This window comes from Neisseria sp. HMSC067H09 (assembly GCF_001814135.1).
Lineage (GTDB): Bacteria > Pseudomonadota > Gammaproteobacteria > Burkholderiales > Neisseriaceae > Neisseria.
In genome coordinates this window covers 21093-34107 of record NZ_KV814933.1, presented here as the reverse complement: position 1 = coordinate 34107, position 13015 = coordinate 21093, and the positions used below count along the sequence as shown (strand labels likewise).

Sequence of the window (13015 nt, the reverse complement as noted above, 5' to 3'; positions counted from 1 at the left end):
CGATGCGCTACTGTCCTATTTTGATTTTAATTGAATATACAAAGATATTGGCAACGTCGTCTGAAAAGCCGTTAAGCAAAATCTGATGGCAGTATGGTGCCTTGCTGATATTTATTGCAAAATATAGCGAGGGCGTTGCCTGTGAAAAAATGATTTGGTTTGAGACCGATTCAGCAGAATCGAAAATACCCATATCGGCGTTGCACCCTGCTTATGCTTATGCGGGGCAGGCTATGGCAAAAATGATGGAATTGGGGCTTTTCTTTGAATTGACTGTGTTGATGATAAAAAGGTCGTCTGAAAATTTTCAGACGACCTTTTTTGATGACAAACCTTACCTATCGTCAGGCTTTTGGTTTTTCTGACGTAGTTTTTTTGGCGGTTTTTTTGCCTTCGGTAGGCGTGATGTAAGAATAGTAGTAGTCGTAAGTGCTGTTAGCCTCGCGTTTCATGCCATTGAGGATAACTCCCTTGATGGTGATTTTGTTTTGACGCAGGCATTCCGCGCTGATAGCCAGCTCTTTGGCAGTTGTGTTGCCGTAGCGGCTGACCAGAAGGACTGTGCCTGCATGTTGTCCGACAACGACGGCATCGGTTACCGCCAAAACAGGCGGGGTGTCGATGATGACGTAATCGTAACGTTTTTGCGCGTTTGACAACAGTTCTTTGAAACGGTTGTCCATCAGTAGCTCGGACGGATTTTTAGGATAGCTGCCGGCACTGATGAGGTGCAGGTTGGGGATATTGGTCTGGATAACGGCTTGGGCAGGGGAAACTTCTCCGGACAAAATGTCGGACAGGCCGAATTCAGGTGTTACGTTCAGCAACTGATCCAGATAACCTTTGCGCATATCGGTATCAATCAGCAGGACGCGTTTGCCAGACTGCGCCATCACGGTGGCAAGGTTGGCGGAAATGAAGGATTTACCTGCTTCCGGAGCCGCACCGGTAATCATGAGGATATTATTGCGGGCGTCCAGCATGGAGAAGTAAATGTTGGTACGCAGGGCGCGGATGGCTTCGACGGCGATGTCGGTACTGTCTTCGTTTGCCAAAAGATAGGTGGAACGTCCTTTGAGCGATTTGAACTTGCGTTTGATAAGGTCGCGTTTTTGCTGGGTTTTTGAATGCGGGATAAGTGCCGAAACTTCGAGATCGAGGGCTTCGATTTCTTCAGACGACGTAATGCCGCGGCGCATGCGGCCTTGCAGTAGGAACCACATGGAGGCAAGTGCGCCTGCGGCAAGCGCGCCCAACGCTGTGATAACGGCTTTGCGGGGGGCAATCGGCTTTTCCGGCGTGTAGGCATGGTCAACGACACGGACGTTGCCTTGCGCACTGGCTTTCATGATGTTGAGTTCTTGTTGTTTCGCCAAGAGTTGGACGTAGGTCGCTTGGTTGGTTTCTACGTCGCGGGTCAGGCGGATGACTTCCTGCTGGGTGTTGGGCAGGCCGGCGATTTGCTGGTTAATTTTGCTCTTAGCGCGTTCGAGTACCGCCAATTTGTCCAAAACGGCTTTATAGGAAGGGTGCTCCGGAGTGTATAGTTCTGCCAAACCTGCTTCTTCGGTTTTGAGCAGGGTGATTTGGGTTTCGATGCTGGTCAGGCTTTCAAGCGCGCCTTTGGACTCAAGCGGAATGTCTAGAGAACCGGATCGTTCGCGGTAGGCGTTGAGTTTGTTTTCCGCATCTTGCAGGGTTTCTTTCAGACGAGGCAATTCTTCGCTAATGAACGCCAAGCCGCTGGAAGCGACTTGAACATCGCGTTCGCGGTTTTGGGAGACGTAATTGTCAGCGATGCTGTTGAGAATAGTGCTGGTTTTTTTAGGATCAGTATCGGTATAGGAAAGGTTGATGATGGGGCTGGTTTTACCTTTACTGATGACCGAGAGCTTGTTTTTCAGATTTTCGATAGCACTGAGTTTGGAGAATTTGGTCAGCTCGAAATCTTGATCTGCCTCAGCAAGAATGCGGTCGACTTTTAGAACGGTTTCGTTATTGATTTTAAGGGGCGCACCGACATGGCCTTCTTTAGTCGTACCGTCAGGGAGTGTCAGCAGGTAGGTTTTGCTGTCTTTGACAGTCAGTTTGAAGGGTTTGTTGATCCAGTCCTCAGAAACGGTGAACGCGCCGATTTTTAACATCGGGTCGTCGCTGCTACTGAGGTTGTGCACCATATTCCCGAAAATCGGGAAGTAGGTGGCTTTGATTTCTTGATCAAGTTGCAGGTCTTCAACGGTTTTGCCCAATACCAAACGAGATTGAACGAGCTCCACTTCTGCTTCGGACGGTGCAGGTTCGTTGGAAAGCATATTGTTGATTTCGGTTAGAATCTGGTTTTGTTTGGTTTCGATTTCCAACATGGCGTCGGCACGATAGAGCGGGGTGGAGGCCAAACCGATTACGGCACCTGCCAATCCGCCTGCCAAGATTGCGGCGGCGATTTTGTTTTTGTTTTGCCACAGGCTTTGCATTTGTTGGCCGAAGTCGATTTCGTCGTTGCCGGCAGGGGCTGATGAGGGATATTGTTTGTACATCAGTGGACTTTCTTCTTAAAACGGGTTCTGTTGTGCGGAGGATGGAGATTATTGCTCTGCCTGTCCGCTCAGTTTATCCGCCCATGTATTGGCGGCTTGTTCGATTTGTAGGAAGACCGCTTCGAACATTTCACTGCTTTGTTTGAATGGGTCGGGTATATTTTTTTTCGGCAGCCATTGGGCAAGCAAAAAGGCTTTACTGCGCGCAGACGGCTGGATGTCGGCAACCATGTCAATATGTGCCGGCTCCATGACCAAAATCAAATCCGCTTCGTCGCACATTTTGGGTGTGAGTTGGCGGGCGGTATGTCCTGCGACGATGATACCGTGTTTGAGGGCGGTTTTAATGGCTTGGAAGTCTGCATCTTTTCCTGCCAATGCGTTAATGCCGGCAGAACTGATACGGTGGTTGGGCAGTTTTTTCTGCAAAATACGTTCTGCTGTCGGAGAACGGCAGATGTTGCCCATACATACTACTAAAATATTTTGAAACATAAGGGAAGCGGTATTTTTTTCTTGTAGGGTCAAATCATTATAAAACAGTTTGCGGTCGGATATTTTTCGGTCCGGATGGTAATTTTGTTCATGCACCATTCAGACGATTCGTACCCGAACCACTATTTGCCTGACAACGGCTGCTGTCAGGCTGTCAGGTTATTTGAATGTGTTGTCGATAGAGTTGACGTTGGTTACGAAACTGGTTAATTGAGACACTACGCGGTTCCAACGGGTAACCGGTGCGGCAGTTACATAAACGATGTCGTTGGGGCGAAGGTCAAAGTCGTTACCCAATGCGTAAGCAGTCGCGTCTTTCAGGTTAAGTTGGTAAATGTGGATAGGTTTGACTGCGTCTTCAGGCGCGCGGCGGATGACGAATACGCCGGTTGCATCGGCTTGGGTTTGGTTCATCCCCCCGGCCTCACCCAGTGCCTGTGTGAGATTTAAGCCGTGATTGTCGATAGGCAGGGTGGCTTGGCGGCCGACTTCGCCCATGATGTATACTTTGCTGTTGCTGTTGTTGGGGATGTAAACGATGTCGCCATTGCTTAAGAGGTGGTTTTGCGACATATCGCCGTACTGCATGATGTTTTGCAGGGAGATGGTGCGGTCAACGCCGTTGTGCGTCCATTTGACGTTGTGGGTGTCTGCGTTTTGCGCCACGCCGCCCGCTTGATTGACGGCATCGAGGATGGTCATGGGGACGTTGGTAATCGGCAGTTGTCCGGCTTGTCCGACAGCTCCGGAAATGGAAATGCGTTGCGAGCGGAATTCGGTTACGTTGATGGTAACTTGGGGGTTTTTAAGATAGCGTTTCAGACGACTTGTCAGGATGTTTTGCAGCTCGTCTATGGTTTTGCCTTGCGCTTGGATTTTGCCGACCAGCGGGTAGGTGATGTAGCCGCTTTCGTCCACCCAGGCGCCTCGGCTGACTTGGTTGCTTTGCGGACTGCTTTGTTGGACGGGGGAGTTGAGGTCGGTGTGCGCCCAGACCATGATGTTCAATACGTCGCCTTTGCCGATATGGTATCGGTAGGCGGCTCTGCTGTGTTCGAGGGCTGCGTTGGTTTGCGATAACACCGGCGGTTTGCGCATTTTTTCAACGAGGCCGAAGGTAATCGGATAGATGGCAACTCGCTTGTCGAATTTGGTGTCTGCTACGGTTTCGTCATTATCGTAAATGATGGCTTTGTTGCGTGTGTTGATGGTGGAGCCGGGTATGACGGTAGTGCTGTTGCAGGCGGTCAGTGCCATCAGCGACAGGCTGATAAAGGCAAGCTGTTTTTTCATGTCGGTATCCTTGTCAATCTTATCATCGGGGTCGTCCGAAAACTTTCAGACGACCTTTTTTGTAGGGTATCTTACTTTATCGGTAGGGTGTTTAATGTGTCTGCTGCCAAACCAAATCGCAAATATCGTCTTTGGGATTAAAGCCGGCAGGGGCTTCAAGCAGCAGGGCGCGCAGGGTTTGTTGGTCTGAATTTGAGCACGCTAAGTCCATACGCATAATTATGTCATTTAATTGCGCCCATGGCAGCATTACTTCGCTGGCGGTCATAATTCGGGGATGAGTGGTTTTTTGCACTTCGTCTCCGATGAGCAACTCTTCGTAAAGTTTTTCGCCCGGACGCAGTCCTGTAATTTTAATTTCGATATCGCCGTCGGGATGTTGGGCATCTTTCAATTTCAGGCCGCTAAGCGTAATCATTTGTTTGGCTAAGTCAATGATTTTAACAGATTCGCCCATATCCAACACGAATACGTCGCCGCCTTTGCCCATCGCGCCCGCTTGAATGACGAGTTGGGCGGCTTCGGGGATAGTCATGAAGTAGCGGGTGATGTCTTGGTGGGTCAGGGTGATGGGGCCGCCTTCGGCGATTTGTTTTTCAAACACGGGGACGACGGAGCCGGAGGAGCCTAAAACGTTGCCAAAACGCACCATACAGAAGCGGGTCTGTTGGCCGGGTTCGGCGGCGAGTGCCTGCAGGCAGAGTTCCGCCATGCGTTTGCTGGCGCCCATGGTGTTGGTCGGGCGTACGGCTTTGTCGGTGGAGATGAGCACGAAGGTGCTGACTCCGGATTCGACGGCGGCCTGCGCGCACAAGAGCGTGCCGAAGACGTTGTTGCGGATGCCTTCGATGGTGTTGAACTCGACCATGGGGACGTGTTTGTAGGCGGCGGCGTGATAGACGGTTTCAACGCCGTACGCGGTCATGACGCTGGTCAGGCGTTCTTTGTTTTGCACGGAACCGAGCAGGGGGACGACTTCGATTTGACTGCCGGCGGCTGCCTGAGTTTCGCGCAATTCTTTGTCTATGCTGTACAGGGAGAACTCGGACAGTTCGAACAGCAGTAATTTGGACGGGCGGCATTTCAGGATTTGGCGGCAGAGTTCGGAGCCGATGGACCCGCCCGCACCTGTTACCATTACGGTTTTGCCGGTGATGTCCGCGCCCATGAGTTCGGGGCGCGGGGCGACGGGATCGCGGCCGAGTAAATCGACGACGGAGATTTTTTTCAGCGCGCTGACTTTGATTTTGCCGTCCACCAAGTCTTTCATGCCGGGGATGGTCAGTACTTCGCATTTGTATTTTTCGAGGCTTTGGATGATGCGGCGGCGTTCTTCCTGAGTGGAGCTGGGGATGGCGAGCAGGATTTTTTCCACACCGTAGCGGTCGATGAGCGATTGGATGTCTTCAGGACCATAGACGGTCAGGTCGTAGATGACGGTGCGGCGGATTTTGGGGTTGTCGTCCACAAAGGCGACAGCGGAATATTCGTTGACCTGTTTGATGGCTTCCAACAGTTGGCGGCCGGATTGTCCTGCTCCGTAAATGATGACGGGCACCATTTGTTTTTTGTGGCGGTCGGTCAGGATGGCACGCAGAATCATGCGCGAACTGGTAATACAGACGACCAGCAGCAAGAAATAAACGACGGGCAGGGCAAGGTGCAGCTTGCGCTCAAAAATCAGGGTAGTCAGGCAGAACAAGACGGCCGAAATCAGGCTGCCGAATGCGGCGGCGGTCAGGACGCGGGTACTGACGAAGCGGGTAACGGCGCGGTACAGCCCCAGTCTGACAAACAGCGCGATGGTCAAAAAGGCGGTCGAGCCGAAGGCAAGCCAGTTCGCCATGCTTGCCCATTCGTCGGAATATTGGGCTTTAAGGCTTTGTGCAAACCAAAAGGCGATAAAAACCATCAAAATATCATGGATGACGAAGAAGGTTTTTTTGACGTTGCGGGGCAGGGATAACAGGGTTTCCAAATTCATTTTGGTATATTCTGAGTAATGTTGTCGGACAGGGTTTCAGACGACCTCAGCCATACGAAGGTCGTCTGAAAAGACGTTTGTTGCTACGGAGCATTGGTTTTCCGTATGTGTCGGCTGCTTGCCGGTTCCCTTTTTTATTCGGCTGAAGCGGTAAACCGCCGCCGTCCCGATGATACGGGCGCGGCGGTTTGTACTTTATGCTGTGGCTTCTGCCAACACAGCTTCGATGTGTTCTTTGCAGAACGCGATTTCGTCGTCGGTCAGCGTCGGATGCACCAAGAACATCAGGCTGGTGTCGCCCAGTTCGACGGCGTTTTTCAGCCGCTCTTTCGGCCGCCACGGCGTGTTGTCGAAGGCTTTTTCCAAATAGACTTCGGAGCAGCTTCCTTGATAGCAGGGGACTTTACGCGCGTTCAGTTCGCTGACGATGCGGTCGCGCGTCCAGCCGTCTTTCAGGTGTTCGGGTTTGACGAAGGCGTAGAACTTGTATTGCGCGTGTTCGATGTAGTCGGCGACTTCAATCAGGCGGATGCTTTTGAATTTGCCTAAGCTTTCTGCCAGCTTGGCGGCGTGCGCTTGGCGGCGTGCCGTCCATTCGGGCATACGTTTAAGCTGGATGCGGCCGATGACTGCCTGCATTTCCATCATGCGCCAGTTGGTGCCGAAGCTTTCGTGCAGCCAGCGGAAGCCGGGGGCGTGTTCGCGGTGGTACACGGCGTCATAGCTTTTGCCGTGGTCTTTGTACGACCACATTTTGCTCCACAGCTCTTTGTCGTTGGTGGTGACCATGCCGCCTTCGCCGCCGGTGGTCATGATTTTGTCTTGGCAGAACGACCATGCGCCGACGTGTCCGATGGAGCCGACGGATTTGCCTTTGTATTTTGCGCCGTGCGCTTGGGCGCAGTCTTCGATAACCCATAAATCATGTTCTTTTGCCAAGTCCATGATGCCGTTCATTTCGGCAGGCATACCGGCGAGGTGGACGACGATGATGGCTTTGGTATTCGGCGTCAGCACGGCTTTGATGGTTTCCGCGCTGATATTTTGGCTGTTTAAATCCACGTCGGCGAACACGGGGTTTGCACCTGCGGTAACGATGCAGGAAGCGGAGGCGAGGAAGGTGCGCGAGGTAACGATGACATCGTCGCCTGCGCCGATGCCCATTGCTTTAAGTGCGACATCGAGTGCCAGCGTACCGTTGGAGAGGGCAACGGCGTATTGCGTGCCGGCGAAGGCGGCGAATTCTTTTTCAAATTCGCGGCATTCGCTGCCCGTCCAATAGTTGACTTTGTTGGACAGCAGGACTTTGGAAACGGCATCGGCTTCTTCTTGGGTGAAGCTCGGCCACGGGGAGAGGGATGTGTTAAGCATTGGCTTTTCCTGCGAAAAGGCTGGTGGAGTCTTTGGGGGCGACTTCTTCCAGCAGTTGGCGGTTGATTAAGGTGTATTTTTGACCGTTGATTTCGATGTATGCGCCGTCGTAAGGCGGAAACCAGAAGGCGCGGATTTTTTTCTCGACATCGTCGCCGTCATGGATTTGCTTCATCGCTTCCATTTCATCACGGCTGACGTAGCGGCCGCCGATGTTGGGCGTGGTCGGCAATTTGGCTTGCGCTTCGACGGCGCGGGCGATAATGCGTTGTGCGAACGGCTCCAATGCCTGCATGGTCTTGCGTTCGAGCGATTGGGCGGTTTCGGCAGAAGAATCAATGGGGAAGCGGTCCACTTCGATGATTTCGCCGGTGTCGATGGAGGCATCGACGTAGTGGGCGGTGCTGCCCCATTCGGACAATTCGTCCATGATGGCAAGGTTGTAGCCGCCCGTGCCTTTGTATTCGGGCAACAGGGCCGGGTGGAAGTTGATCGTACCCAAGCGCGGGACGGTCAGGAATTCGTCGCGCAGTTTGCGCCAGTAGAGTACGGACAAGCCCAAGTCGTATTTCAGACGACCTTCTTTCATTGCTTCCAAGGCGGTGTCGAAAGTGTAGAGCGGCAAGCCCAATTCTTTGGCGGCGGCAGCCGTCGGTGAGCCTTGCAGGTGGCTGTCGGTCAGTACGCCGACGATTTCGATGCCGTTTTGTGAAGATAAGAGCCGGAGCAGGTTGGCGGAAAGCCGTTTACGTCCCATGAATAATATTTTTGTCATGAAATAGTCCTTTTGGCATTGTGAGTGTACGTTTGATTATGTAATGGCTAAATGCTTGAATTGATTAGGGAAGCTAAATCTTGAAGGGAGTCAATCCAAAAAGCGGGATGATATTCTGTACTAAAACTTTCAGGCGGGTGAATGTGGATATTACGCCCGGAGGGACGCAAGCCTATGGTAATCCAGCCCAAAGCGTTCGGCGCGATGAAGTCTTTGGAAAGGTTGTCGCCGATGTAGATGAAACAGTCTGCCTTGCCGGCATATTTGTCTTTTAAATAGCGGAAGCGTTTGCCGTCGGGCTTTTCCGAAGCGCAGGCTTCGGAGACGAGGATGTCGTCAAACAGGGAATACAGCCCCAAGGCTTCCAGTTTCAAGCGTTGGGTCAGGCTTCTGCCGTCGGTAATCAGTGCGCGTGCGGCAAAGGGCGCGGTCAGCTCGGACAGGAAATCATGCGGGGCATACGGCGTCAGCGTCGGGCGGTGCAGCCGGTATTGCCACAGAAGAACCTGTTTTTCCGATTCGTTGAAACCGCAGTGGCGGCACAACTTGTCCAGCCAGTCTTTGCCGTCGGGGTCGATACTGCGCCATAGGTCGTCTGAATCCCAATCGGGATACAGGGCGGCGACGGTATCGACGATCGCACGGATGCCGGAGAGCTTGTATTCGTATTCCGAGTACAGCGTATCGTCCAAGTCGAAGACAATGACGGCGGTTTCGGGATTAATCGTTTTCATGAACCAAGACCTTGGCATCGTAGCGCAGCATGATGAGGTTGTTTTCCCAGTCGTCTGAAAACGGGATTTCTTCGTTGCGGAAGTATTCGTGCATCAGCCAGCCTGGGTAATTGCCGCCTGCGGCATACGTCAGCGGGAAGCCGCCGCCGAAGCGGGGGTTGATTTCCACGCCGTAGAATTCGCCGGTTTCTTCGTTGCAGAAGAATTGCGCCGTAATGCAGCCGCGCGCGCCTTCCAATACCGCCATTTTTTCCAGCAGTGTTTGGTAGAGGCTGTTTTTGCGGGTAATGCCTTTGCTGACTTCGCCGGTACGCACTTCCAAGCGTTTTCGCGGGATGGCGCATTTCAGACGACCTTCATGGTCGTAATACATATCGACGGTAAACTCGAAAAATTCGTTTTCGATGTCGATAAGCTGGCAGAACATTAATTTGGGATCTGCCAATACTTCAGGTATCAGATCGGCTGGTGTGTCAATCCGTTTGGCGCCGATGGCGCGGCTGCCGTCGTAAGGTTTGGCGAAGCAAGGGAAAACCAACTTCTCGCGGTCGTAAATTTCGGGCGAGCGTATGCCGTAGTGGGCAAATAGGTCGGCAGTTTTACGTTTATCGCGGCATCGCGCAATAAAGTCCGCATCGGAAACGATGATGTGGATACCTGCCGCTTCGAAGCGGCCGCGTTCGTTTGCCAGTTTTTGCAGTTCGGTGTCTATGGTGGGGATGATTAAACCGATGTTTTCTCGTACCGCCAGATCGAAGATGCTGTCGATATACGAATCCGAACTGATCAGCGGCACTTCGAACGAACCGTCCGAAACGTGGCAGGCGGAAGACATACGTGGTACCAAGTCCGTCGTCAAAATCTTGACATCGTCTGAAAACTTGGCGGCTTCGGTTTGAAAATCCTGTACCAATTCAACTCGTCTTCCTGCGGAAAGGATAAGTACGTTATTTTTTTTCATCTGTGTCATTCCCTGTGAAATACGGCATGGTGGCTTCTCCCTCAGCCGAAATGCCTTCTTTGATAAAGACTTTTTTGACCGTCAAAAACAGGATTTTCATATCCAGCCAAAAACTGTAATGGTCGATATACCAAATATCGTGTGCGAACTTTTCGTCCCACGAAAGCGCGTTGCGTCCGTTGACCTGTGCCCAACCGGTAACGCCGGGCCTCATTTCGTGGCGGCGGTTTTGAAATTCGTTGTAAAGCGGCAGGTAGCTCATCAACAGCGGTCTTGGGCCGACCAGGCTCATCTCTCCTTTTAGAACGTTCCAAAGCTCAGGAAGTTCATCCAAGCTTGTCGCGCGCAGCTTCTTGCCGAAAGGGGTCAGCCGCTCGCTGTCGGGCAGCGGGTTGCCGTCTTTGTCGACCGCATCGCGCATGGAGCGGAATTTGATCATTTTGAACGGTTTGCCGTCTTTGCCCGGCCGCTCTTGGGTGAAGAATACCGGTTCGCCCAAGTTTTTGCGGATGAGGTATATCAAAATCAAAAATACGGGCGAGAGGAAAATCAGTCCTGAGGCGGAGGCGATGATGTCAAACAGGCGTTTGAAGAATTTACTCATGGGCTAATCTTTCAATCAGGTTGACGATTTTTTGATACGCCACGTCGCGCTTGAAGCGGCGGACGATTTCGTCGGATTGAACGGGGTCGTTTTGGCGCGCCAGAATGTCTTTGGCGGCTTGGACGAAGCTGTCCACGTCGCCGGAACGGTAGTCCGCATGCGGCAGCAGGGTGAGGACTTCGGCGACTTCGTCGTTGACCTGGCTGTTTAAAATCGGTTTTTGCAATGCCATATAGTCGGACAGTTTGTTGGTAATCGACTGCATGGCGTAGGAATGGATGGCGTTGACCGAGATGTCGCAGCCTTTGGCGACCGACATCATTTCGGCGTAGGGGATGTAGCCGTAAAACTTAATACCGTCGCAGGCGTATTGTTTGAGCCTGTCCAAATCGGGGCCGCCGCCCATGATGTGCAGCTCTACATTTTCGCCGTCGTCCAACAGTTTCCGAACGCCTTTGCACACGGTTTCTACGTCATAGCTGTAACTGAGCGTACCCAAATAGAAGAAACGGGTTTTGTCGTCGCCGAAGTCTTTTGCCGGCGCGGCATCGAGTTTCGGAAAATCCGCGCCGATATAGACGACTTCGCCGGGTACGTTCGGATTGGCTTCTTTGGCGCGGTCGAGGTAGGTCTGAGATACGGCGACCAGCGCGTCGGCGTAGCGGTAGGCACGGTTGGCGCGGGAGGAGAAGGGGAGCAGGTTGTGCGGGATTTTTTTCAAAAACGGCACGACCGAGGAGAAGGATTCCGGCCATACGTCCTGCACGTCGATAATCAGCTTGTAGCCCAAACGCGCTTTGTGTTCACCCAAGAGCAGATTGGTGGCAATCAGCGGGTAGGCGGAAAAGACGACGTCTTGCTCGCCCGGACGGCAGTTGTTCAGCCATTGCTCAAAATGTTTGACGAACACATGATGGCTTTTGACACGGTCCAGCGAGACGTTTTTGCCGTAGCCGCTCTCTTCCAGCAGCATGACTTTCAGACGGCCTTGCGAAGCAGATTCGGCATCTTCAGGTCGTCTGAAAGATTTGTCGTAGTGTTTGAAATTGCTGGTAATCAGCAGCACGTCATGAGATTGCGACAACAGCTCGGCTAGATACCAGAAGCGGTTGAAATGCGGCTCGGACGGCAGCGAACAGTAGGGGGCGACGATGGTGATGTTCATATTTTCAGACGACCTCACATATCGTAAGCGGCCATTGTGGTGCGATAGATTTCATCATCGGAACACAAGGTCTCAACGTGTTTATGCAGGGCTTTACCCATTTTTTCGCGCAGCTCGGGCTGCTTGATGAGTTGATCGACGGCTTCGATAAAGGCTTCGTCTTCGCCGAAGGGGAAACAGTATCCGGTTTCTCCGGTAATGACCATTTCGGAAATGCCGCCCATGTTGTAGGTCACGACGGGCGTGTCGTAGAGGCCAGCTTCAAGGATGTTGTTGCCGACGCCTGCACCGTGGTCGCCGATGCAGTGCGGCGTGTTCACCAAAATATCCACGTCTTTGAAATAGCCGGTCAAATCGCGCACGCCGCCGAGGAAGGTGACTTTGTCGTCTATGCCCAGGCGTTTCGCTTGCGCTTTCAGATTGTCCATTTCTTCGCCTATGCCTGCTACGTTCAGGCGCACGGGCATATTGCGGTCGACCATTTTCTTAAAGATGTCCAGCATCACATGCACGGCGCGGACGGTATCCAAGCGCGACAGCGTGCCGAGCATGACGTAGTCTTTGGCGGTTTTTTCAGGAACGTAATCGGCTTTGTGCAGGGCGTTGTAGGTGTAGGTGATGCGGTTGGCAGGGAAACCGTGGCGGATGAGTTTTTCCTGTTCGTGTCTGCAGTTGCCGATGATATATACGCCCAGCTTGTCGAAAAGTTTGGCGATTTTCGGATAAGTTTCAGCATCCAGACCGCGCGCGTGGTAGAACACTTTGGTTTTGGGAGAAGCTATTTTTGCTGCGATGGCGCAGGCGGGAACGATGCGCGCCATTTGGCAGTGGACGATGTCGGGTTTTTCCTGTTTCAACATCTTCATGTAGGCGAACATGCCCTTGATGTAGCCCAAGATGCCGCCCTGATAAAAATCAATAGGACGCCATTGGATGCCCAAGGCTTGGGCTTCTTTGATGAGTGGGCCATCGGAAGAGGCAAGGACAACCTCGTGGCCACGCTGCCTGAGCAACCGTCCTAAGCGGAAGGTTGCGTTTTCAGTGCCGCCGAGGCCGGACATGGAAGTAGTCAAAACAATTTTTTTCATATCGTGTT

At 52.5% G+C, this 13015-nt stretch carries 11 protein-coding genes; all 11 read right to left on the bottom strand.

Annotation, left to right across the window (positions count from 1 at the left end):
• Positions 1 to 344 precede the first annotated feature (344 nt).
• The 11 genes from HMPREF2954_RS08575 to HMPREF2954_RS08525 all read right to left on the bottom strand — a co-directional run bounded on the left by HMPREF2954_RS08575 (position 345) and on the right by HMPREF2954_RS08525 (position 13007).
• Positions 345 to 2537 (bottom strand): polysaccharide biosynthesis tyrosine autokinase, encoded by a 2193-nt coding sequence (locus HMPREF2954_RS08575; protein ID WP_045073597.1) that lies wholly within the window; start codon positions 2535 to 2537, stop codon positions 345 to 347.
• A gap of 48 nt (positions 2538 to 2585) precedes the next feature.
• A complete protein-coding gene (locus tag HMPREF2954_RS08570; protein WP_045073623.1) occupies positions 2586 to 3032 on the bottom strand; it encodes a low molecular weight protein-tyrosine-phosphatase in 447 nt (148 codons plus the stop codon).
• 159 nt (positions 3033 to 3191) lie between these two features.
• Positions 3192 to 4325 carry a polysaccharide export protein gene (locus HMPREF2954_RS08565; protein ID WP_039405720.1) on the bottom strand — a complete coding sequence of 378 codons (1134 nt, stop codon included), beginning with the start codon at positions 4323 to 4325 and terminating at the stop codon, positions 3192 to 3194.
• A 91-nt stretch (positions 4326 to 4416) separates the two neighbouring features.
• Complete coding sequence (locus tag HMPREF2954_RS08560) at positions 4417 to 6309, bottom strand: polysaccharide biosynthesis protein (protein ID WP_070689089.1); 1893 nt, start codon at positions 6307 to 6309, stop codon at positions 4417 to 4419.
• A 195-nt stretch (positions 6310 to 6504) separates the two neighbouring features.
• Positions 6505 to 7680 (bottom strand): DegT/DnrJ/EryC1/StrS family aminotransferase, encoded by a 1176-nt coding sequence (locus HMPREF2954_RS08555; protein ID WP_045073592.1) that lies wholly within the window; start codon positions 7678 to 7680, stop codon positions 6505 to 6507.
• Positions 7673 to 8455 (bottom strand): formyltransferase family protein, encoded by a 783-nt coding sequence (locus tag HMPREF2954_RS08550; RefSeq protein WP_045073589.1) that lies wholly within the window; start codon positions 8453 to 8455, stop codon positions 7673 to 7675. The genes HMPREF2954_RS08555 and HMPREF2954_RS08550 overlap by 8 nt, the downstream gene beginning before the upstream one ends.
• Before the next feature lie 47 nt (positions 8456 to 8502).
• Positions 8503 to 9189 (bottom strand): HAD family hydrolase, encoded by a 687-nt coding sequence (locus HMPREF2954_RS08545; RefSeq protein ID WP_045073586.1) that lies wholly within the window; start codon positions 9187 to 9189, stop codon positions 8503 to 8505.
• On the bottom strand, positions 9176 to 10150 hold the full coding sequence (locus HMPREF2954_RS08540; RefSeq protein WP_045073584.1) for an ATP-grasp domain-containing protein: 975 nt from the start codon (positions 10148 to 10150) through the stop codon (positions 9176 to 9178). The genes HMPREF2954_RS08545 and HMPREF2954_RS08540 overlap by 14 nt, the downstream gene beginning before the upstream one ends.
• Positions 10137 to 10754, bottom strand: a complete 618-nt coding sequence (locus HMPREF2954_RS08535) for a sugar transferase (RefSeq protein ID WP_039405705.1) — start codon at positions 10752 to 10754, stop codon at positions 10137 to 10139. Before HMPREF2954_RS08535 ends, HMPREF2954_RS08540 begins: the two co-directional genes overlap by 14 nt.
• Entirely contained in the window at positions 10747 to 11919 is a 1173-nt protein-coding gene (locus tag HMPREF2954_RS08530; RefSeq protein ID WP_045073580.1) for a glycosyltransferase, read from the bottom strand. Before HMPREF2954_RS08530 ends, HMPREF2954_RS08535 begins: the two co-directional genes overlap by 8 nt.
• Positions 11920 to 11933: 14 nt before the next feature.
• A complete protein-coding gene (locus tag HMPREF2954_RS08525) occupies positions 11934 to 13007 on the bottom strand; it encodes a glycosyltransferase family 4 protein (protein ID WP_045073577.1) in 1074 nt (357 codons plus the stop codon).
• Positions 13008 to 13015: the final 8 nt, after the last annotated feature.